The sequence below is a fragment of the Pseudoalteromonas sp. 31A1 genome, assembly GCF_011378815.1.
GTDB classification, from domain to species: Bacteria; Pseudomonadota; Gammaproteobacteria; order Enterobacterales; family Alteromonadaceae; genus Pseudoalteromonas; species Pseudoalteromonas arctica.
This window is the reverse complement of sequence record NZ_WTKY01000020.1, coordinates 53,112-73,302: the sequence shown is the minus strand read 5'-3', so window position 1 is coordinate 73,302 and position 20,191 is coordinate 53,112. Positions and strand designations below refer to the sequence as shown.

Genomic DNA, 20,191 nt, shown 5'->3' with positions numbered 1-20,191 from the left:
ATATCGTTTTGTTAAAGTCCACCCTGCGTTAGTTTGGTGGGGTTAAGTAGTTTTTCGAGTTCACTGCGTGGTAAATCGGTTTCCTGCTCAGCTACATCAATAATTGGGCGAGCTTCTTTATAAGCCTGCTTTGCTATTTTTGCTGCTTTTTCATAACCGATCACCGGATTAAGCGCAGTTACCAAAATTGGATTTTTAGCGAGTGCTTTATCTATATTTGGCTGATTCACCTTAAAACTGGCAATCGCTTTATCGCCCAGCGCTTGTGCGCTATTTGCAAGTAACTCAATACTTTGCAAAATATTATACGCAATGACTGGGAGCATAACGTTTAGCTCAAAATTACCCGCTTGACCTGCAACGGTAATAGTGGCGTCGTTGCCAATAACTTGTGCGCTTACCATGGCTGCGGCTTCTGGTATTACTGGGTTTACCTTACCTGGCATAATAGATGAGCCTGGTTGAAGCGCTTCAAGCTCTATTTCACCTAAACCTGCAAGTGGTCCTGAGTTCATCCAGCGTAGGTCGTTGGCTATTTTCATTTGTGCTACAGCGAGTACTTTTAATTGCCCCGAAAGCGCGACGATGGCGTCTTGTGAACCTATATTATAAAAAAAGTTACTACTAGGCGTAAATCTAATGCCTACGTTGGCACTCAGATTTTCTGCAAATTGGGCTGCAAATTTAGGGTCGGCATTTATTCCTGTTCCAACGGCTGTACCGCCTTGTGCAAGTTCGCATACACGCTCTAAGCTATGTCTAATTCCTGCTGCGGCATGATTAACTTGTGACTGCCATGCACTGAGTGTTTGATTAAACGTTACAGGCATTGCATCCATTAAATGCGTACGGCCCGTTTTAACTATATGGCCTACTTCAGCTTTTTTCTTTTCCAGGCTTTGCGATAAGTTTTCAAGCGAAGGAAGTAATTCATACACTACATTTATTGCGCTACTGAGTGCGATAGCAGTAGGGACTACATCGTTAGAGCTTTGCCCCATGTTTACATCATCATTAGGGTGAATGCTTTCACTGCCTAATCGGCTAGCAAGCGTTGCAATAACTTCGTTGGCATTCATATTTGAGCTTGTGCCAGAACCTGTTTGAAAAATATCAACGGGAAAATGCTCAACATGCTCGCCATCAATAATACTTTGGCAAGCTTGCTCAATTGCATCGGCTTTAGCTTTGCTTAAATGGCCTAGCTCACAGTTACTTTGTGCAGCGGCTTGTTTTATATAAGCCAGTGCAGTTATAAATTGCTTTGGCATAGGTAAGCCACTAATGGCAAAATTATTAACCGCTCGCTGTGTTTGCGCCTGATAGAGCGCATCAATAGGTACTTGTAGCTCGCCCATGCTGTCTGATTCTGTTCTAAAGTTGCTCATAAGTGTGCTCCTTAAAAAGGGTTGAATTCGTGACTAAGAATACGAGCTTCACGATCAAGTATTAAAAATTGTGCAGTATTGTTATGCACTTTATAAAACCGTTTTAGTGCTAATAAAGGTTTGTATAACTGCTCTAAACATTGTTTACGAATAGCATTATGTATAAGAGGGTCGCACATTTTGTTCATAATTTCATGGTGTGTGCGTCTAAGATAAAACTCTTGAAGCAAGGGATTACGTTGTTGCTCAAATTTTTTAGCGACGTTAAGGGCGGTTTCTATGTAATCGGCAACGAGCATGGGTGCATGCAGGCCAGGTCTTAAGCAATGGCAAGAGAGTTCTTGATGGTAACGATGCTGGGCATAATTTGAAGACATAAAAAAACCGACTTAAGTTAACGATAATAGTTATCATTACATTTAATCGGTTTCAGTGTAAACAGTTATTATAAAAATTATTTGCGATACTAATTTGAGTATTAATTGTAGCCAAGAATAAATATCTGATCTGTTTCATGTTTGGTCATCGCCTGTTGATTATGTTTAGGGTGCGAAAGTAAATCGATTACTGTAGCTCTCATATCAACGGCGTAACTATGATCGTAGGTGGTTTTTTCGGTTATAGCAATAGCTGCGTCTACAGCGGTATAAGGGGGTATATGCATAATTTTATCCTTTGAAATTTAATATAAGTTAAACCCTTTAGTGGGTTAGTTATATAAAAGCATATTACGTACCAATCATAATAAATTAACTCAACCATATGATAGTTATAGTGTTTAAAAATTATCTTTTTTTCATCACGACAAAATAAGCTAAATTTGCTTTACTGTTGTGCATTAATCTACAATTTTGGTGCACAGTAATGACAAAGCCATTTTCACAAGCCTGTGAAAACAATAAAACCCCTATTTTAGAGCAATTAAAGGACGTATTAAAAAATACTAAAACAGTACTCGAAGTTGGCTCAGGAACCGGCCAGCATAGTGTTTTTTTTGCAGAGCAATTACCACATTTACAATGGCATACAAGTGATCGTGCTATAAACCACGAAGGGATTAACTTATGGCACCGCGAAGCTAATTTAACTAATTTGCATGCACCACTTGAGCTTGATTTAAATAATGAGTGGCCAGTAGATAAGGTTGACGCTATTTATACTGCAAACACATTTCATATTGTAAGTTGGCAATTAGTTGAGCGTTTTTTTGACGGTGTTAAACGCCACTTAAATAGCGACGGTATGTTGTGTATTTATGGGCCATTCAAATACCAAGGTGAATTTACCAGCCCAAGTAATGATGACTTTAGTGCCTTTTTAACAGAGCGCGATCCGTTAAGTGGAATAAGAGATTTTGAAGCAGTTGAACAACTAGCTAAGCAAGCAGGGCTTACGCTTATTAGCGATACAGCCATGCCTGCAAATAATCAGTTACTCGTTTTTAAACGGCAGTAATGAGCTACATTGCTCTTTATATATATCAATATGGCCGCGTTCACGCTTTAAGTAGTCGCTTATTGCATTACTGAAATCGCCATCAACAATATGGTGAGCAGAGTAGGTAAGTACGGGTTCAAATCCGCGTGCTATTTTGTGCTCACCTTGTGCACCCGAATGAAAACAGTTGAGTTTATGCTTTATTGCAAACTCAATACCTTGGTAATAACACAATTCAAAGTGAAGCGAATCTACTTCCTCACTTGCTCCCCAGTAGCGCCCATAAAGCGTATTCTCACCTACTAAACTAAGTGTTGCAGCAATCACGTTATCGTCTCTTTTGGCCAGCATAATAACGAGAGTATTAGCCATTAAGGCATGTAAAAGCGTAAAAAACTCCATATTTAAATAGCCCAAATGACCAGAGCGCTTTAAGTAGGTACGCTGATAAAACTCACAAAACAATTGCATTATCTCGGGCGTAATTTGCGTTCCTTGCAGCCATTCAATATCAATGTTCTGTTGCGCTATTTTAGCTCGCTCTTTTTTAAGTGACTTACGTTTTCGTGAGCTAAGCATCTGCAAAAAGTCGTCAAAGGATTCATAACCTTTATTAAACCACTGAAATTGCACACCCACTCTTAACATGGCGTGTTGCTCAGTTAATGATGTTGCTTGAGCTTGATCGCAAAAGTTAACATGCCATCCCGACCATCCTTGCTGAGCACTGTGTAAGCTAAGTTGCTCTGTAATGTATTGATATACCGCATTTGGATTAGCGTGCTCGATAGCAATGCGCTTGCCTTCAATAGGGCTAAAAGGAATGCCAGATAGCCACTTGGGATAATATTCTAAACCGTGTTTTTCGTATGCCTCAGCCCATGCCCAGTCAAATACATACTCGCCGTATGAATGACTTTTTAAATACCCAGGTGCAAGTGCAACGAGCGTATCACTTTCAAAAATAGCGAGGTGATGGGGCTGCCAACCACTTTTTTGTGTTACGCATTGGCTTTGTTCAAGGGCATATAAAAAAGCATGTTGAGTAAATGGTTCATCACCAAATAAACGTTGCCACTGCGCCTGATCAATCTCATTAATACTGCTAAACCATTGGTGCGAAAACGTTCCCATGACTACTTACCTTGTAGTTGTTCTAAGCTGTTCTACGTTTTTAATAAACGTACTAATTTGCATTTTAAGCTCGGTAAAATGAGGATTATAAGTTAAGCGCTGTAAAGCCGGATAGTGTTTTAAGTTGGCGCTTGTACGCTCTCCTAGTTGTGGGTTTTTAGTTGTTTTACATGTTTTATATAGGGGCTCGTCGTTAATAAAGCTGCCACAATTGCGATAAGTTGCGTTAATTCCATAATGTGGATTTTGCGGTGAGTTAACAACAGCAATATGCGACATACCATGAACCTTTTTACATTGACGTGTTGTGCATTGCGGATTATTTACTGTGTAGTCACTAGCAAAGTCTGGCGGTAAAATATCAGTGCTTCCATAAAGTACTAAAGTATCGAGCGGCTTATATTTGATTGAATTACCTTGGTGTAATGCACTTAATAATTTTAGCGTGGCACGCGTATCTATCGTGGTATCAATATCGCTAAGTACACTAAAAATAGGTAATTTAAGTGCAGGGCGTTTATTTAAGCTACTTACGCTTGCAAGTGACATTGCATCGTACGAAGCGGCAGCTGCATTTAAAGGAAATGACTCATACTTAGCAAAGTCTACATCGGCGTCTTTATCAATCCAATTAACAAAGGGTATGGCATCAATCCACTTTGCTATCCAGCCGTACTTATTATGTGGCTCAGAGCCTGGCGAATAAAGCATAAGCGCTTTAATTTTAGGGGATACAGTGTGTTTGGTTGCGTAATCAATAAGTAACGCTGCACCGGTAGAGTAACCTGCGAGTATCACCTCATCAAAGTCTTGTACGGAGCGTTCAATACCGTATTTTATTGCTTGTTGCCATTGGCTAACGTCTACATTGAGTAAAGCACTTGCGGCGCTTCCATGTCCTGGTAATAAAATAGTACGCACAGTATAGCCTTGCTGATAATACACTTGTGCTAAATCGTGATATGTAAAGGGGGAGTCAGTTAGTCCGTGGATTAATAGCGCAACTTTATTGCTGTTTGGATGCGTAAGCTCAAAAGGGGCAATAATATCTGCAATAGTAGGGTCAGGTTTTCGCGTACCTTGTGTTACTAATTGCTGATACGTTTGTGTAATAGCAGGGCATGGCATATTTGCACGTGGATTGGCTTTATTTATATGTTTATATGCAAAATCTAAGTAATCGTTAAATGGTAAAATGGCGTGGTAATTAAAGCGCTGGTGGTTGTGCTCATTTTCAAAGCGTAATAAGCCTTGTTGCTTACTTTTTGTTATAAATTTAAAGTCGCTCGCCTGCGATATACAGTTTTGAGCGACAGCTGTATGAGAAAAAACACTTAAAACAAAACCCAAAAATACTCTTAAAACTATTCTTAAAATTAAACCACTATTGTTCATTAACTTCTGCATATTGGACAAGACACTCGGTTAGCTTAATGAGTTCAAGCGGTTTTGCAAGATGTTGATTAAATCCAACTGCTTGTGCATGTGCTTTATCCTCTGGCATTACGTCGGCAGTTAAAGCAATAATCGGGAGTTCTTGTTCGGTTTTAAACTGGCGGATCAGTGCCGTTGCTCTATAGCCATCCATTATAGGCATTTGGCAATCCATAAGGACTAAATCAAAATGTTGTTTTTTCACTATATCGACCGCCAACTCACCGTTTTCTACTATATACGGCACAATCCCTAACGAGCCAAGCATCGCTTTAATAACCATTTGATTTACTGGGTTATCCTCTGCGACCAAAATGTCTAGCGAAGTAATATTAGTATTATCAAATGTAATAACATGTTCTTTTTTAGGCTCTGTTGTTTCTAATCGCATGGAAAATGTAAAAGTAGAGCCTTTATCTATTTCACTTTTAAGTGTTATTTCTCCCCCCATTAGCTGGCTTAGCTCTTTAGCTATGGTTAAGCCAAGTCCTGTACCGCCAAACTGCCTTGAGGTAGAACTATCAGCTTGGGTAAATGCGTTAAATAATTTTTTATGCTGGCTTGGTTTTATACCTATTCCTGTATCACTAACGTTTATAACAAGCTGTACTTTATTGGCGGCAGTAAACTCTGTTTCTATGTTTAAAGCAACGCTGCCTTGGCTTGTAAATTTAATCGCGTTACTACATAAATTAAGTAATACCTGCTCAATTCGCATAGGATCACCAATAAACCAGGTATTTAAAGGTAGCTTTGAGTTAACTTGCCAGTTAATACCTTTGTTAACTGCGCTTTGTTCAAACATATTGTCTATGCGTGTTATTAAGGCACCTAGGTCGAATGCAATAGATTCAATAACTAACTTTTGGGATTCTATTTTTGATATATCAAGAATGTCATTAATTAAGTTTAATAAACTTTTAGATGATGAGTTTATTTTATCTAAATAGCCAATGAGTGTACTTGCACTGTCTGTTTCTCGGGCAAGTGAAGAGAAACCAATAACGGCGTTTAATGGTGTACGTATTTCGTGGCTCATATTCGCTAAAAATTGGCTTTTAGCCTGATTAGCTAAATCAGACTGCTGCTTTGCTTGTGCGAGTGAGTGTGTACGCTCTGCAACTTGACGTGTAAGTGCAATTTGTTGCTGATTAAACAGCAGTAAAACCATTAAAATTAAAGAACATACGGCAACTTGGAGTATGAGCAATAATAGAGCTAGTTGGCTATTATGTTGTGTTAAAAAGCTTTCTTTAAGGGCTAGTTTTACAATCCATTTTTGCCCTGCAAAGTCCACGTCAAACGACATTAATCGGCTGCCTTTGGCTTGCTGAACATCCTGAGAGTAATTACTATAAAACGGCGGTGTGTTTGTATCTTCGTATATACCAATCGAAAACATATCAGACTGTTCTTTAGAAATGGCCTGCTCAATAATACTACGCACTAAAAATATACCAGTGGCATAGCCTTTAATTGTTTTTTCATCGTTATATTGAGAGTACACAGGGGCAAATAATAAATAGGCTGGTTTAGGTTGTTTGGTTTGCACCAACTGAATTATTTTAGTTCCGACTGGCATGTACTTTATAGCGGGGTTAAGCAGAGAGTTTTTTCGATCAGGGTTTGAAAATACATTAAAGCCAATAGCTTTTTGATTACCATTAAAAGGAGCTATGTATTTTACTATAACAAGGGGATCATTAATTTCAAGAGGTTCGCCAACTATATCAATATCTAAATGGTAAATATTTGATATTTCTTGAGCAAAGACTTCTCGTTGATCTTGAGGTATTTTTGCATTCCACGATAAAGCGTTAATAAACTCGTATTGAGTTAGTAACTGACTAGCATAAGAATAAAAATCTTGCTGGCTCAGCATGGGAGATGATTGAACCTGACTTGCTAAGCTCTGCACTGCAATAATACTGCGATTTGTATATCTATAAAGGCTGTTTTCTATAACGTGGACTTCACGTTCGGCAATTTTAATAGTGCTTATACGATTTTCCTGATCGTATAATTGTGTTGTTACCGCGACTGATAAAAATAAAACTGAGCATACTGCAATTGTCGGAAATGCCGATATAGTATGTTGATTAGACTTTTGTGGTAATAAAGAAAGTAAAAATGGAGTTGCAATTAATACCCCTAATGTATCGCCAAGCCACCAGTAAATAACATTATTCCAATGATTATCAATACTGTAAATCGAGTTAAATTGACTCAGTGCGAATACGCCAAAGTTAGCTGAAATTAAGCTGACCAATATGGCTATGACTAAAATAAAGTAAATTATATTCTTGCGCTTTTTAAAACGCAGCGGGTGACCAAGCCAATACTTTAAAAAAGCTGCGCCGACCATTGCCTGTATAACAACACCAAAGGCGATATACATAGCCTCGTTGAATGAGTTGCCGACCAGGACTAGCTCATGAGCTGAACTATCAAAAATATTTAGGTTAAACGCAATTGCAGCTACGAATAAAGGCGGGATAAAGCGCCACCACCAAATATAACAACCGACTAGAGCTATACCGGCAGGTAACCAAATTGGAATTATTTGCGAGTTAAAAGCAAGTTTAGTGAGTGCTATGCCGACTAAAAAATATGCTAAAGCAAACATGATGTAAAAAATAATGGAATGATTTTTAGAGTTAAAATTTTTCACATAAGGTCCAAGCAATTATTATTATCGTTTTGAAATATCAGTATAGCTAACAGTAAGTTATTTTGGTTATTTTTATAATGGTAACTGTTTTTTGCTAAATGACTGCTTTAACACGACTGTTGATTCTATATTTGCAATACAACTTAAACTACCTAGTTGATGTTTTACAAATGTTTCGTAGCTCTCAAGATCATGTGCAATGATTTTTAATAAATAATCATAGCTTCCTGATATTACACAACACTCTAATACATGTGGTAATTTTTCTACATGTTGCTCAAATTGCTCTGCAGCACTTACCGAGTTTTGGCTTAATCGTACAAACGCATATACCAACACATTAAGGTTAAGTGCTTTAGGATTTATGGCGGCGTGGTAGCCGGTAATAATATTTTCTTGCTCTAACTTTTTTATACGCCTTAAACAAGGTGTATCCGATAGGTTAATACTGCTGGCCAAATCTGAAACAGACATACGAGCTTGGCTTTGCAGTGCAATGAGTAATTGCTGGTCTTTTTTATCTAACATAGTTGTCGGCTTTTATTAATTATTTTTATATTTGTAGTGATTATTGCTAAGTATTGCAATTTTTACTAATTTTTTTGGCGTTTTACCCTCATTGAACTCTGTTAGCATTTAACTATAAAAATAATAGAGCACAACAATGAACACACATACCGCTATTTTTGATCACTGGATACGAACAGAGTTTGTCACTTTAAATAGTGAATTAGAGCAGCTTTATTGGCAGCAAACCGATAAAGCAAATGTAGAAGGAATAGGTGAGGCCTTAAAGCAACAATTAGAAAAAGAAGGCAACGCATTAATTAGCAATTTATTAGCAGAGGGAAACACAGATCAAGGCTTTGATAGCGCTTTTGACTTACTCGGTAACGTAGGATTGTTTATGGCGGCGTGTAGGCGCCATGAAATTACTGAGCCAAGCAGAGAAACTACTTCGCCACTAATTGAAGCCTCAGCGCTTGCTATGCATATAGGCGCATCCATTGGCGTAACCCCTCGTTTTGCTACCGCCCACTTAACTACTCATAACAAAGCACTTAACGGTATTTATAAACGATTTACCAATTTACCTGATGAAAAGCTATTTCTTGATTACAACACCCAAGGTATTTTGGCCTATAAACGTGCAAGTGATGCTTTATTAAAAATATTGCCGTTAGGTATCTCACACCCCCTGTGTGGTGAGTTATTAAAAGTAGCAAAACAAGCGCTTATAGATGTAATTGAGTCAAATAATGCACTTTATTCTGAGCTCGATTCAGATCGCTTTTTTAACTGCGTTCGCCCTTATTATAAACCGTACCGTGTAGGTAAAGAGGTTTACAGAGGTGCAAATGCTGGTGACTTTGCAGGTATTAACGTGATTGATATGTTACTAGGGCTTTGTAGCGCAAATGAGCCTAGTTACTCGCAAATGCTGGTGGATAAGTTTTTATATATGATGCCAGAGGATCAACAAATCCTACGAGAAGCCATGCGTATGCAAAGCTTTATGGATGACTTTTTACAAGCAGAGCAATATAAAAATACAGATTGGTTTAAAAGCCACGCAACGTTATTTATTCAAGTGTGTAAATCACATGGCGACACCGCAGTCGGTCATCATAATCAACTGGTTGAAAAGTTTATTGCTCAGCCCTCAAAAAATATGCAACAGCAGCATATGAGCAAGGTAACAGCAAGTGGTCCGCCGCTTAATGTGTTACTTGATTCGCTCGAAAAATTAAGAGATAGGCGAGCCAGTGCCAAACGCGACGATATAAAAACACGTTTTGACGATCTAAATACACTTAAAGAATGGGTTAAATAGCATGCTTAAAAATGATTTTTGTATGGCCGATGGCTGTTATTTATTAAACCACTCGGTAGGGCGTCCTCTTAAAAATACACAGCAATATTTAGATCAGCATTATTTTTTACCATGGGAGAGCTCAAATAAAGAACCTTGGCAACAATGGCTGCCCGCAGTTGAGCAATTTACCACCGCGCTTGGTAAGTTATTTAATGCGCCTAGTTCGCAGTTTTGTCCTCAGGTTAATTTATCAAGTGGCTTAACAAAGTTGCTTATGTCGCATCCACGGCTACAGCAAAAAAATTGTAAAGTGCTAATGGCGCAAAGTGATTTTCCGAGCATGGGTTTTGCAATGCAAAAAGCATTACCAGAGTGCGCACAAATTATGTTTATACCAGAGCACGAAAACCTAACTGATATTAGTGTTTGGCAGCGTTATATAACCGCCGACATCGATTTAGTTTTTATAAGTCATGTGTATTCAAATACAGGTGTACAGGCGCCTGTGTACGATATTGTAGCTATAAGTAAATTAACCAATAGTTTATCAATAGTTGATGTTGCTCAGTCAGCGGGTGTTATACCGCTTGATTTAAGCATACTCGATGCTGACTTTATGATTGGCTCGAGCGTTAAATGGCTATGTGGTGGCCCAGGTGCAGCTTATTTATGGGTTAACAAAAATCAAATAGAGTATTGCGAGCCTAAAGATGTGGGGTGGTTTTCGCATCAAAATCCATTTGAGTTCGATATTAACCATTTTGAATATAACGCCAGTGCGCTCAAGTTTTGGGGGGGCACTCCCTCTGTAGCACCTTATATTATTGCCGCAAATAGCATTGCTTACTTTGCAGAGCTAACTGCTTACAAGGTAAGGGATCATAACTTAGCTATGCTTACGCTTATTCATGAGCAACTAGGCAAATATGTTGCATCACCTATGAGTAGTGATAAATGCAGCGGGACTGTTATTTTGTTTTTTAACAAGCAGCAAGACCATGTACTTACAGAGCTTAATAAAGCGAAAGTCAGTGTAGATGCCCGTAAATTTGGGATACGAGTATCGCCACATATTTATAATACTCAAGAAGACGTTGCGCAGTTTATCTCGATAGTAAAACGAGCGCTTAAGGGTTTTGGCTAAGCTGCTGCTTTCTTTGTTTTAATGACTCTATTTTTTGCTGCGTTTGATTAATTGATGCGTCGTAAGCTTGCTTTAACGAATTTGTTTTAGTTGCGATAGCATCAGCAATAGACGAAGCGCCTAAACGATTGGCTTTATCTTGAGTCATGTAATCTATCTGCTGTTTTTTAGCTGCGTATTCTTTTTGGCTTTGTGCAATAGATAGCTCAAGGCGCTTTATTTCTCGTTCTATTTGTTGAACTTCTAAGTAGTCATCCACAGAGGTGTCGGTAATACCTTTACCGGGCGTAGAGCTTTTGTATGCTTCAATTACGTTTATATCTTTAAGAGTAATAACTTGTGCATCTTTAGCGCAAGGCGTTTGGCTAAAGGTAGGAACGCCCTTAATTACACACTTATACACTGTTGTACTTTGTGCCAAGGTAAAAAATGGTGCTGCCGCGCAAACTGATAGCAATATGAACCGGATCATAGCTAAACCTAAAAGTGGCTAAAGTTGTGTTAATAATGCCCTAAGTTATTACTAGGCACAATTTGTTTAGTTTTTATAAATTTTAGGCACAAAAAAACCACAATCAAGTGGTTTAAATTAAGTATGGTGGAGAGGGAGGGATAGATTTGCTTACATCCATATAATCAATCGCTACGCGACGCTTGCAGCGGCCCAAAATGTTCCAGACATTTTGTCGAACCCTGTCGAGGGTTCTCACCCTCCCAATTTAGTATCGGTGTTAAATTTTAGGCACAAAAAAACCACAATCAAGTGGTTTAAATTAAGTATGGTGGAGAGGGAGGGATTCGAACCCTCGATAGAGCTACAAACTCTATACTCCCTTAGCAGGGGAGCTCCTTCGGCCACTCGGACACCTCTCCAACGCATAACCGTTTGTATTGATGGAAGTAAAAAAAGCCACCAATTAAAATATGGTGGAGAGATAGGGATTTGAACCCTAGATGGGCTATAAACCCATGCCGGTTTTCAAGACCGGTGCATTCGACCACTCTGCCATCTCTCCGTGACGCAGAATAATACTTAGGTGATACCGCTGTGTAAATAGCAAAATGACTGTTTGCCTAAAAAACATACGTAAATGAGGTTTTTTTTGTAAATAAGGGGAAATTAAGGCAATTTTTAATAAAATAAATAGGTTGCAGCAAACAAGGGGGAGCTAAATAAGTGACTTCATTTAGTGGTTGAGTGTTCGCTGCACCGAAAAATAATCATGGTTGGGTGATTATTTATATTGAGCTGCGCCGCTAAGTGCTAGTCTTTTACCAATAGTGTTAAGTCTAGCTAACATTCTTGCTTTACGGTTAGTTGGTTTGACTGCTACTTGAGCTGCTGCTGTTTGATTTAATGTGTTAATTGGTTTCATTATTTTGCTCCGGGTTGTATATGTTGAAATCGCGTGCATTTTGCACGTTGTTTGATTAAAAAGACAACGATAAAAATTGAGCCTGACGGATTAGTTAAACTAATCCTTATTTATTTTATTAACGTGCGGTTCAGTGTTTTTTATTATGGTTTTTGCATAAATAGTTAAAATAAAATCGGCGTCATTCTCGCCAATACTGGTATTTGTGTGTGTTTTTATTTATTTATATGCATTTTACACAACCTTTTTTGACTAGTTATTCAGATTAAAAAAACTCAATTAAACTCTTTTTTATTCGTTCTTAAATACATTGTTGGAAACAAAAGCTTGTCACTACTAATAATTATTAAACCAAGTACAAAAAAACAGAATGAAAAATCACTAATGTGGCTTAAAAGCATCTGTAAAAAACGCAGTTTTTCTTATTGTATGTTTACTACAACAGGAAACTTTAACAATGACTGCGCTCAAATAAGGTTGCTACTGAGTAAATTTACCAAAGTAGTTGTACTTGGCGGAGACGGTACATTGAGCTTGGCGGTTAATGCGTTAATAGGGAGTAGCTGTACGTTAGCATTATTGCCTTGCGGTACAGGTAATGATTTCTCGAGAGGGTTTAGTTGCAAAGAAGATGATTGGCGAAAGGCATTATTTAATACACCGACAGCAATTGATGTAGGAAAAATTAATAGTCGCTATTTTATTAATACTGCAGGGGTAGGGTTTGATGCTCATGTAGTTAAAGCGATTAATGCTAAAGCTAGTTTTTCATCTTTTGATTACAGTTGGACGAGCATTAAAGAGCTATTTTATTATCAAGCTCAGCAGTTACAAGGTACGTTTAATAACGATGTTAGGCAGTATAAAAATTTAATTACCGTATTTGCTAATCATAAGTACTTTGGTGGTGGTCTAGAAATAGCGCCAAAAGCAGATTTAACTGATGGGCTGCTTGAGTGTTATCAAATGCGATCGGGTGGGCTTTTTTATAATGTAATAAGCTTTATGAAGTTATTTTTTAAGCGCCATCAGCACATAAAAAACCTTAACTACAGTCGCTTAAATACAGCTTCCATAAAAACTGAAGGGTTATTGATTGAAGCAGATGGTGAACTAGTAGGTAAAACTCCTGCCGTTATTAGTGTACATGGGCAGGCTTTACTTTTTCATATGCCAATAAAAAAGCGCCTACAGTAGGGTAGGCGCTTTTACGTTAGTTGCGTTAATAACGCGTCTAACTGGGGACGGAGCCACTTTTAGCCATTGCTCTATTAGCTAAAAAGGCGTTAATTCGTTTTGTTGGAGTAAGCACAATGGCGTTACCTAATAGCACTAGGCTAAATCCTGCAAAGGTATTTGCGTGCCATTCAAAGCCTTCAAAAAAGCTACTCAGTGTTACTGCCACTAATGGGAATAAAACAATAACGTAGCTGGCTTTTTCAGGGCCTATATTTCTAAGTAGAGCAAAGTAGCAACCAAAAGCGATTACAGTGCCAAATATTGATAGATAAAGTAGTGATAACCAGTAACTTGGTGGAGCGTTTAAACTAAATTGCACATCGTTCATTAATACATATAAAGCCAAGCCTATAGCGCTGTATAACATACCCCATGCATTGCCTTGCAATACACCAATTTGTTTACGAGAATTACGAACGCTTACCATATTTCCCAATGAAGCCACAAAGGTGCCACCGAGGGCAAGTAGTAACCCGACCAACGCACCATTACTCAAGTCGAACTGCTGTAACTGTGGCCAAAACAGACACGTAATACCTAATACAGCGAGTACAGCACCTGTATAAATTCGTTTTGAGATTGGCTTACCAAAAAATAACCGAGTATTGACTATGTTCATAACCAGCAGCATTGAAAAGGCAATAGAGGTCATGGCTGAGGTAAGGTGATTTTGTGCCCAGTAAAGCATTAAATAATTTAATCCAAAATTACAAATGGCTAATAAAACAAAAAAGCCATGATCCAGTAACTTAAATCGCATGTCGGGTTTTTTGTACGCTACATATAACCACATTAAAAGCGCTGCAATAGCAAAGCGATAAAATAACGATAACTCTACCGCAATATCACCTAACTGAAACTCTATGGCTAACCAAGTTGAGCCCCAAATTAAAACAGTTGTAATGTATAGCGCGGCACTTTTCATGGTTAGTCTCCAAAGCCCGATTGAATGGCCATTTTAAGACCTATCTGTATACTTACCATATACAGAAAAGTAAAAATGTAACCTATACAGATTTGGTGTGTGATGATAAGACAAAAAAATAGCCAAGGGCATGAGTTTTTATATCAGCAAGTTATTCAGTTGATTAGAGATATGAGCGCTCAACAAGTTTTACTCCCTGGCGAAAAACTTCCATCACTGCGTAAAATGGCAGATAACTTAAGCATAAGTATCCCCACTGTAAAACAGGCTTACCAGTCACTTGAAGATCAAGGGTTAGTAGAGGCGCGTGAAAAATCAGGATATTTTTTAAAAGCTGTTAACGCCGCGCATAACTTACCTAAGCGAGTTAAGTTAAGTCGCGAACCTGTTGTGGTAAATAAACAAGCCTTAATAGAGCAGGTATACAGCGCCATTCATCAAGCGAACGTAGTCCCTTTTGGTATCGCTAACCCTATAGCCGCTGCACCTACCGATAAAGCGCTTGCCAGAAATATGCGCCGCGTAATGACAATTGCCGGCAGTAAAGCCATTAACTATGGGCCAACAGATGGATTTGTACCGCTGAAAAAGCAACTAGTGCATCGCTATTTAGATTTTGGCATTGGTATAAATATGGACGAGCTTGTGATCACCAATGGTGCACAGGAAGCCATGGCTATTGCGCTTAAATGTGTGACAAAGCCAGGCGATATAGTGGCCATAGAAACGCCCTGTTATCACGGGATTATCGAGTTAATAGAAAGCCTTGGGCTTAAAGCGCTCGAAATACCACTGTGCCCAGATAATGGCATTTGGTTAAGCGATTTGGATCGCGCTTTGAATGAGCATGACATAAAAGCGTGTTTATTCTCGACAGCAATTAGCAACCCTGTAGGCAGCTTTATGCCAGATACAAATAGGCAGCAGCTGGTGGAGTTACTCGAAAGCCACGACGTAGTGCTTATTGAAGATGACGTATACGGAGATTTATATTTTACGGCAAAACGAGGCACACCTGCTTTAGCGTACTCTAAAAAAGGATTAGTGATCAGTTGCTCATCTTTTTCTAAAACCGCAGCGCCTAGCTATCGTGTGGGTTGGGTCGTTGCCGGTAAATTTGCAACACAAGCGCGGCGATATAAACGAGCACTAAGTTGCTCCGCTTCGTTAATAAACCAATGGGCGTTATCAGAATTTATTGCCAGCGGCGAGTACGACCGTAACTTAAAGGTACTCAGGCAGCGCCTGCGCGATAACAAAGAACGTATGCGATGGTGTTTACAACAAGCTATGCCAAAAAATACACGTATAAGCGATCCAAAAGGAGGCTGTGTAATGTGGCTAGATTTAGGAGGCGAATACGATAGTCAAAAATTATTTTTACTTGCTCTTGAGGTTGGTATTAGTATTACCCCTGGGCTTATTTTTTCAGCCTCTAATAAGTATAAAAGCTGCGTAAGGTTAAGTTATGGTGTGCCGTGGAGCGAGCAGATAGAGCAAGCCATTATTACTCTGGGTAAGCTCACTTTATTAGCTAAAAAGTAATACCAATCTGCTTATATATGGGGTCTATTTAACGTTAAGAAAATTACGCTAGAACTAGGCAAAAGTTTTTGTATCTAGTTGTTCTAAATAAAAAATTTTTAACGAAGTTATAGTGCAATTTAATTCGTTAAATTGAGCAAAGATTTATGCAGGTTGGTATAAGTTTGGGAAACACAAAAAAGCAGCATTTAAGTAAACTTAAGTGCTGCCAAAGGGATGTTAAATAACGTTTGCTGTACTAATTGAGTTTAAAGCTAAATAACTGGTAACCTTTAAGCTCTGGCACTTGCATTACTAATTGCTCTTCTTGTTTTGCAATATCAGCAAAGTTTTCACATAAAGAGTTAGCTCTCTCTTCAAGTGCGCTTGCATGTAGCTCTACTTTTTCTTCTATTTGTGCACCCATATTTTCCATGCGTTGTTCAAAGGCATCCATATCGCCGCCTGAACCAAGTAACTCAGAACCTAAAGCCACTAAAATGCTGCCCATTGATTGCATTACTGCTGATTCAACCGCTGTTTCTATCTGCTGCTCAAATTGTTGTTCAAAGTTTTCGCCAAATTGATTAAAACTTTGTTGGCCCATTACAAATGTACCTTGCTGGTAAAATGTATTTTCTACCTCAATTTTAATGTCGTCCATAAGCTCAGACATATTATCAAGACCGTCAATATTAAATGCATTGCCTACTTCTTCTAATGCTACACCGGCAATTTTAACACCCTCTAACGCTATATTAGCTACTTCAGGTAATTGAGTGCGTAAGCTGTCAGAGTACTTATTCAGTGCTTCGCGTTGTGAGCTATTAAGCGCTACAAGCTCGCCATTTACGGTTAAGTCACCATGGGTATTAAATTGCATAGTTTTATTATTGGCAGTAAAAATTTCTAATTCGTTTGGTTTAATACGTACATCGTTTTTAAATTCGACGTTACATTCATCGTTACTAAATGAAATTGCAGAATCGTTGTCGTTATGAGCCATAGCGGCTGGCGTACAAATTAATGCGCTAACTAATAGTAATTTTTTCATGTTTGTTCTCTACTTTTTGTTGATGACGATTAATTAATAACAAGTTTGATGCCAGTTTTATTTTTCCATAAAAAACAATTGATTAAGTGTTTTTCTTCATTTTTTAGCAAGTCAAAAAAATTAATAAATAGCTATTTTTTAGTCAAATTGGCTAACTAATAAAAATTAATAAATTTTATTTATCGATACGATAAAAAACTCTCACTTTCCTCAATTCAAATTTAGCGCTATTTATTCACATTACTGACATGAAGACTATTTACAGTAGTCGCGTGGCTTTATTTTGATGTTAATTTGCAGAGCACTTTGGCATTAAACATTTTTAATTTTACCGGCTATTGCGATAATAAAATCCTTGGTTGGTCTCAAACACTTTATGGAGTGGGTTGTGGGTAAGACATTTAGTTACGATGCGCTAGATGACGATTTTGTTGAAGACGAGTACGAAATGCTCGGACGTAATCAACACGATAAGAACAAGCAAAAGGTTAAAAAGAAGTTGGAAGACTACCTTGAGCAAAAACGCTTGCGTAAAAATCTAGGCGAAGACGATTTAAGCGATTACACCGATTAAATTTCACTAGTATAAATAAAATACCAATTAATATTGAGAGTTTAAATGTGCAGTTATGCGTATGTTTAAGTTTCAATAGTATTGGCAATAAAGAGGCCTTGCGCCTCTTTATTACTTTTCAAAGCGTGCTTTTAGCCTGTGCCAAAGCTTTTTGAATTGTAAGTTCTAGCTTTTCGGGTTTAGTAAAAGGTGCATAACGTTTAATTGGTGTACCATCTGCGGCAATTAAAAATTTAGTAAAATTCCACTTTATTTTACGTGTTAAAAAACCAGGTAAAGCCGATTTCAAGTGACGAAATACAGGATGTGCATGCTCACCGTTTACATCTACTTTGGCCGCCATTAAAAAGCTCACACCAGAATTAATTAAGCACCCTTGCTCTATTTGTGTTGCGTCGCCGGGTTCTTGCTGACCAAATTGATTGCACGGAAATCCCAGAATAACTAAACCTTGGCTGGCATACTTATTGTGCAAAGCTTGCAGTGACTCGTACTGGTAGGTAAATCCACATTTACTTGCGGTATTAACAATAAGCACAACCTTACCTTCAAAATCATTAAAGTTGATAGGTTGACCCTGTAAGCTTGTTGCGCTTAATTGATGAAATTCGTGCATATTGGCGTCTTTTTTATTGTTGTTAGCCGCATTTTAACCTGAGTACAATATTTCATAAAGTATAAAGATCGCACTAATTTAAAATTAGAAATAGCCCCATACCGGCAAGCGTAGTGTAATAAATATTATGTGTTTTGTAGGCAACAATAATGGCGACTATTGCTGCGCTTAAATAAGGGTTTTGCCAGTTTAAGTTAATGCCATCTTCATTCAAAAACACGATAGGCACCCAAATTGCTGTAAGCACTGCTGGTGCGCTAAAGCTTAAAAATTGCTGCATTTTAGGGCCTACTTTAAACGGCAAAGCACGGTGTAAAAATAAATAACGCGTAAAAAATGTAATGCACGCCATGAGTAAAATAGTCGTCATCATGGCGTTACTTCCTTTTTAGTGGCTAGTCTTGCTGTGCTGTAACCTGCGGCCATTGCCAGCAGCGCTGAGCAAACAAGCCATAACTCAAATCCTGTGCTTTTTAAAAGCGTTGCGCTAATGCCAGCTACAATTACCGTAACGAGTGAGGCCAAATTTTTAATGCCCGGAATAACCAAAGCTATAAACGTGGCAGCAATGGCAAAGTCGAGCCCTAAATTAGTTAAGTCGGGCAGCATTGTGCCTGCTACAATGCCAATTAACGTCCAAATATTCCATGCAATATAAAAGCTAAAACCAGCGCTCAATGCGTATATTAAACGTGTTTTTGTTCTGTACGCTTTTCTATGGTGAGAAAATGCAAATAGCTCATCGGTTAATACAAAACTTACTGGTAAGCGCCAACGCATAGGTTGGTCAATTACCTTATGACGCACAGCTAAACCGTATAAAAAGTGCCGAGAGCTAATAATAAATGTTGTGAATAAAATTGTGAGCAATGGTGTGTTGCCCGCCATAAGTTCAATTGCAACAAGCTGTGCAGAGCCTGCAAAGACTAATAACGACATTGCTTGGGTTTCTAGTGCACTAAAGCCATTTTGAATCGCTAAAGAACCACATAAAATACCCCAAGGAACAACGGCTAAACACAGAGGTAGCATATCTAAAAAGCCTTTTAAAATAGCTTTTTTAACTGGTTGCATGATATTTACTCGCACTGCTTGTAGAATGGCTCATAAGGATACCTTAATATTATGATGTTAAAGTAGTTAACGAATTAGATAATACTGTTTTTTTAAGGATAGGCGCAATGACGACGTTAAAAGTGTGGGATGGGTTTATTAGATGCTTTCATTGGTTTTTGGTTGTAAGTATTGCGGTGCTTTATTTTAGTATTGAAGAGGGCATGATTGAGCTTCATTTTGTTGCTGGGTTCTTTACTTTAGCACTCATCGTAACGCGTTTAATATGGGGCATTATCGGAAGTAAAACTGCGAGATTAAGTGGGTTGCTGCACTCTCCTCGTGCTATTTTAAAGGCACTAAAGACACCAAGCGACTCGCTAGGTCATTCAGCACCTGGCAGTTGTATGGTAATGGTATTTTTTATAATTATAATTACGCAGCTTATTACCGGGTTAATGAGTAGTGATGGCATTTTAACTGACGGCCCGCTTGCTCAATATGCGTCTAGCGATACGATTGATTTTGCAAATTGGCTACATGAGCTGAATTTTGACATTTTACTTTATGCTATTGGTTTACATGTATTAGCTATTATTGTTTATAGAATAAAAGGTAAGCCGCTAGTTAAGGCGATGATCACAGGCTCAAAAGAGTTAAAAGCGGATGACTCTGAGGCTAAAGTAACAAAAGCGTCTTGGCCTGCGTGGCTAATATTTATATCTTTATTGGTGTTGCTGATATTTACGTGGGCAAAAGAACCTTTAACTTATTTATTTAGTTAAAAACACATTAAACCAATCTTA

Annotated in this window: 21 protein-coding genes and 2 tRNA genes; 7 read left to right on the top strand and 16 right to left on the bottom strand. The window is 38.2% G+C overall.

Annotated features, from left to right (window positions below; all coding sequences use genetic code 11):
• Positions 1–11: 11 nt before the first annotated feature.
• The 3 genes from GQR52_RS16635 to GQR52_RS16625 all read right to left on the bottom strand — a co-directional run bounded on the left by GQR52_RS16635 (position 12) and on the right by GQR52_RS16625 (position 2,052).
• Positions 12–1,388: a class II fumarate hydratase gene (locus GQR52_RS16635; protein ID WP_165729144.1), complete on the bottom strand. Its 1,377-nt coding sequence runs from the start codon at positions 1,386–1,388 to the stop codon at positions 12–14.
• An 11-nt stretch (positions 1,389–1,399) separates the two neighbouring features.
• Positions 1,400–1,765: a hypothetical protein gene (locus GQR52_RS16630; protein ID WP_240914486.1), complete on the bottom strand. Its 366-nt coding sequence runs from the start codon at positions 1,763–1,765 to the stop codon at positions 1,400–1,402.
• 101 nt (positions 1,766–1,866) lie between these two features.
• Positions 1,867–2,052, bottom strand: a complete 186-nt coding sequence (locus GQR52_RS16625; protein ID WP_165729143.1) for a hypothetical protein — start codon at positions 2,050–2,052, stop codon at positions 1,867–1,869.
• A gap of 200 nt (positions 2,053–2,252) precedes the next feature.
• On the opposite strand from GQR52_RS16625, the gene GQR52_RS16620 reads away from it, so the two are divergent.
• Positions 2,253–2,843 (top strand): DUF938 domain-containing protein, encoded by a 591-nt coding sequence (locus GQR52_RS16620; RefSeq protein ID WP_039488722.1) that lies wholly within the window; start codon positions 2,253–2,255, stop codon positions 2,841–2,843.
• On the opposite strand, the gene GQR52_RS16615 is transcribed toward GQR52_RS16620, so the two are convergent.
• The 4 genes from GQR52_RS16615 to GQR52_RS16600 form a co-directional block, all read right to left on the bottom strand.
• Complete coding sequence (locus GQR52_RS16615) at positions 2,820–3,959, bottom strand: GNAT family N-acetyltransferase (protein ID WP_165729142.1); 1,140 nt, start codon at positions 3,957–3,959, stop codon at positions 2,820–2,822. The two genes, GQR52_RS16620 and GQR52_RS16615, sit on opposite strands and share 24 nt — an antisense overlap.
• A gap of 6 nt (positions 3,960–3,965) precedes the next feature.
• On the bottom strand, positions 3,966–5,354 hold the full coding sequence (locus tag GQR52_RS16610) for an alpha/beta fold hydrolase (protein WP_165729141.1): 1,389 nt from the start codon (positions 5,352–5,354) through the stop codon (positions 3,966–3,968).
• Positions 5,344–8,064 carry an ATP-binding protein gene (locus GQR52_RS16605; RefSeq protein WP_165729140.1) on the bottom strand — a complete coding sequence of 907 codons (2,721 nt, stop codon included), beginning with the start codon at positions 8,062–8,064 and terminating at the stop codon, positions 5,344–5,346. The genes GQR52_RS16610 and GQR52_RS16605 overlap by 11 nt, the downstream gene beginning before the upstream one ends.
• 72 nt (positions 8,065–8,136) lie before the next feature.
• Complete coding sequence (locus tag GQR52_RS16600) at positions 8,137–8,592, bottom strand: Lrp/AsnC family transcriptional regulator (RefSeq protein ID WP_007579788.1); 456 nt, start codon at positions 8,590–8,592, stop codon at positions 8,137–8,139.
• A 136-nt stretch (positions 8,593–8,728) separates the two neighbouring features.
• On the opposite strand from GQR52_RS16600, the gene GQR52_RS16595 reads away from it, so the two are divergent.
• Together GQR52_RS16595 and GQR52_RS16590 are read left to right on the top strand one after the other, a co-directional pair.
• Complete coding sequence (locus tag GQR52_RS16595; protein ID WP_165729139.1) at positions 8,729–9,898, top strand: monodechloroaminopyrrolnitrin synthase PrnB family protein; 1,170 nt, start codon at positions 8,729–8,731, stop codon at positions 9,896–9,898.
• A 1-nt stretch (position 9,899) separates the two neighbouring features.
• Positions 9,900–11,024 (top strand): aminotransferase class V-fold PLP-dependent enzyme, encoded by a 1,125-nt coding sequence (locus GQR52_RS16590; RefSeq protein WP_165729138.1) that lies wholly within the window; start codon positions 9,900–9,902, stop codon positions 11,022–11,024.
• On the opposite strand, the gene GQR52_RS16585 is transcribed toward GQR52_RS16590, so the two are convergent.
• The 4 genes from GQR52_RS16585 to GQR52_RS16570 form a co-directional block, all read right to left on the bottom strand.
• Positions 11,008–11,496: a DUF4124 domain-containing protein gene (locus tag GQR52_RS16585; RefSeq protein WP_007579794.1), complete on the bottom strand. Its 489-nt coding sequence runs from the start codon at positions 11,494–11,496 to the stop codon at positions 11,008–11,010. The two genes, GQR52_RS16590 and GQR52_RS16585, sit on opposite strands and share 17 nt — an antisense overlap.
• Positions 11,497–11,804: 308 nt before the next feature.
• Positions 11,805–11,897 (bottom strand) — tRNA-Ser (locus tag GQR52_RS16580).
• A 52-nt stretch (positions 11,898–11,949) separates the two neighbouring features.
• Positions 11,950–12,040 (bottom strand) — tRNA-Ser (locus GQR52_RS16575).
• 219 nt (positions 12,041–12,259) lie between these two features.
• A complete protein-coding gene (locus GQR52_RS16570) occupies positions 12,260–12,400 on the bottom strand; it encodes a hypothetical protein (protein ID WP_010554841.1) in 141 nt (46 codons plus the stop codon).
• Between the two features lie 327 nt (positions 12,401–12,727).
• Between GQR52_RS16570 and GQR52_RS16565 the strand changes: the two genes are divergently transcribed.
• Positions 12,728–13,597, top strand: coding sequence for a YegS/Rv2252/BmrU family lipid kinase (locus GQR52_RS16565; RefSeq protein WP_165729137.1), 870 nt, complete (start codon positions 12,728–12,730; stop codon positions 13,595–13,597).
• 37 nt (positions 13,598–13,634) lie between these two features.
• Here the strand turns inward: GQR52_RS16565 and GQR52_RS16560 are convergent, their stop codons facing one another.
• Positions 13,635–14,564: an EamA family transporter gene (locus GQR52_RS16560; protein WP_007579798.1), complete on the bottom strand. Its 930-nt coding sequence runs from the start codon at positions 14,562–14,564 to the stop codon at positions 13,635–13,637.
• Positions 14,565–14,666: 102 nt separating this feature from the next.
• Between GQR52_RS16560 and GQR52_RS16555 the strand changes: the two genes are divergently transcribed.
• On the top strand, positions 14,667–16,109 hold the full coding sequence (locus GQR52_RS16555) for a PLP-dependent aminotransferase family protein (RefSeq protein ID WP_165729136.1): 1,443 nt from the start codon (positions 14,667–14,669) through the stop codon (positions 16,107–16,109).
• 238 nt (positions 16,110–16,347) lie between these two features.
• Here GQR52_RS16555 and GQR52_RS16550 read toward each other — a convergent pair whose 3' ends face one another.
• Positions 16,348–17,142, bottom strand: coding sequence for a YggN family protein (locus GQR52_RS16550; protein ID WP_165729135.1), 795 nt, complete (start codon positions 17,140–17,142; stop codon positions 16,348–16,350).
• Between the two features lie 388 nt (positions 17,143–17,530).
• On the opposite strand from GQR52_RS16550, the gene GQR52_RS16545 reads away from it, so the two are divergent.
• A complete protein-coding gene (locus GQR52_RS16545) occupies positions 17,531–17,716 on the top strand; it encodes a hypothetical protein (protein WP_007579801.1) in 186 nt (61 codons plus the stop codon).
• 118 nt (positions 17,717–17,834) lie between these two features.
• On the opposite strand, the gene GQR52_RS16540 is transcribed toward GQR52_RS16545, so the two are convergent.
• From GQR52_RS16540 to GQR52_RS16530, 3 genes are all read right to left on the bottom strand, one after another.
• Positions 17,835–18,332, bottom strand: coding sequence for a glutathione peroxidase (locus tag GQR52_RS16540; RefSeq protein ID WP_165729134.1), 498 nt, complete (start codon positions 18,330–18,332; stop codon positions 17,835–17,837).
• A 73-nt stretch (positions 18,333–18,405) separates the two neighbouring features.
• Positions 18,406–18,705 carry an AzlD domain-containing protein gene (locus GQR52_RS16535; protein WP_004335020.1) on the bottom strand — a complete coding sequence of 100 codons (300 nt, stop codon included), beginning with the start codon at positions 18,703–18,705 and terminating at the stop codon, positions 18,406–18,408.
• The gene (locus tag GQR52_RS16530) at positions 18,702–19,406 is read right to left on the bottom strand and encodes an AzlC family ABC transporter permease (RefSeq protein WP_165729133.1); all 705 of its coding nucleotides are present in this window, start codon (positions 19,404–19,406) and stop codon (positions 18,702–18,704) included. Before GQR52_RS16530 ends, GQR52_RS16535 begins: the two co-directional genes overlap by 4 nt.
• A 107-nt stretch (positions 19,407–19,513) precedes the next feature.
• Here GQR52_RS16530 and GQR52_RS16525 point away from each other — a divergent pair, with 107 nt between their 5' ends.
• Positions 19,514–20,170: a cytochrome b/b6 domain-containing protein gene (locus GQR52_RS16525; protein ID WP_165729132.1), complete on the top strand. Its 657-nt coding sequence runs from the start codon at positions 19,514–19,516 to the stop codon at positions 20,168–20,170.
• Positions 20,171–20,191 lie beyond the last annotated feature (21 nt).

Excerpts from the sequence above, each read along its gene's own strand:
- GQR52_RS16560 (WP_007579798.1), bottom strand. The coding sequence starts at position 14,564 with ATGAAAAGTGCCGCGCTATACATTACAACTGTTTTAATTTGGGGCTCA.
- GQR52_RS16595 (WP_165729139.1), top strand. The coding sequence starts at position 8,729 with ATGAACACACATACCGCTATTTTTGATCACTGGATACGAACAGAGTTT.
- GQR52_RS16525 (WP_165729132.1), top strand. The coding sequence starts at position 19,514 with ATGACGACGTTAAAAGTGTGGGATGGGTTTATTAGATGCTTTCATTGG.
- GQR52_RS16555 (WP_165729136.1), top strand. The coding sequence starts at position 14,667 with ATGATAAGACAAAAAAATAGCCAAGGGCATGAGTTTTTATATCAGCAA.
- GQR52_RS16570 (WP_010554841.1), bottom strand. The coding sequence starts at position 12,400 with ATGAAACCAATTAACACATTAAATCAAACAGCAGCAGCTCAAGTAGCA.
- GQR52_RS16635 (WP_165729144.1), bottom strand. The coding sequence starts at position 1,388 with ATGAGCAACTTTAGAACAGAATCAGACAGCATGGGCGAGCTACAAGTA.
- GQR52_RS16620 (WP_039488722.1), top strand. The coding sequence starts at position 2,253 with ATGACAAAGCCATTTTCACAAGCCTGTGAAAACAATAAAACCCCTATT.
- GQR52_RS16630 (WP_240914486.1), bottom strand. The coding sequence starts at position 1,765 with ATGTCTTCAAATTATGCCCAGCATCGTTACCATCAAGAACTCTCTTGC.
- GQR52_RS16615 (WP_165729142.1), bottom strand. The coding sequence starts at position 3,959 with ATGGGAACGTTTTCGCACCAATGGTTTAGCAGTATTAATGAGATTGAT.
- GQR52_RS16590 (WP_165729138.1), top strand. The coding sequence starts at position 9,900 with ATGCTTAAAAATGATTTTTGTATGGCCGATGGCTGTTATTTATTAAAC.
- GQR52_RS16540 (WP_165729134.1), bottom strand. The coding sequence starts at position 18,332 with ATGCACGAATTTCATCAATTAAGCGCAACAAGCTTACAGGGTCAACCT.
- GQR52_RS16530 (WP_165729133.1), bottom strand. The coding sequence starts at position 19,406 with ATGCAACCAGTTAAAAAAGCTATTTTAAAAGGCTTTTTAGATATGCTA.
- GQR52_RS16600 (WP_007579788.1), bottom strand. The coding sequence starts at position 8,592 with ATGTTAGATAAAAAAGACCAGCAATTACTCATTGCACTGCAAAGCCAA.
- GQR52_RS16550 (WP_165729135.1), bottom strand. The coding sequence starts at position 17,142 with ATGAAAAAATTACTATTAGTTAGCGCATTAATTTGTACGCCAGCCGCT.
- GQR52_RS16585 (WP_007579794.1), bottom strand. The coding sequence starts at position 11,496 with ATGATCCGGTTCATATTGCTATCAGTTTGCGCGGCAGCACCATTTTTT.
- GQR52_RS16625 (WP_165729143.1), bottom strand. The coding sequence starts at position 2,052 with ATGCATATACCCCCTTATACCGCTGTAGACGCAGCTATTGCTATAACC.
- GQR52_RS16610 (WP_165729141.1), bottom strand. The coding sequence starts at position 5,354 with ATGAACAATAGTGGTTTAATTTTAAGAATAGTTTTAAGAGTATTTTTG.
- GQR52_RS16535 (WP_004335020.1), bottom strand. The coding sequence starts at position 18,705 with ATGATGACGACTATTTTACTCATGGCGTGCATTACATTTTTTACGCGT.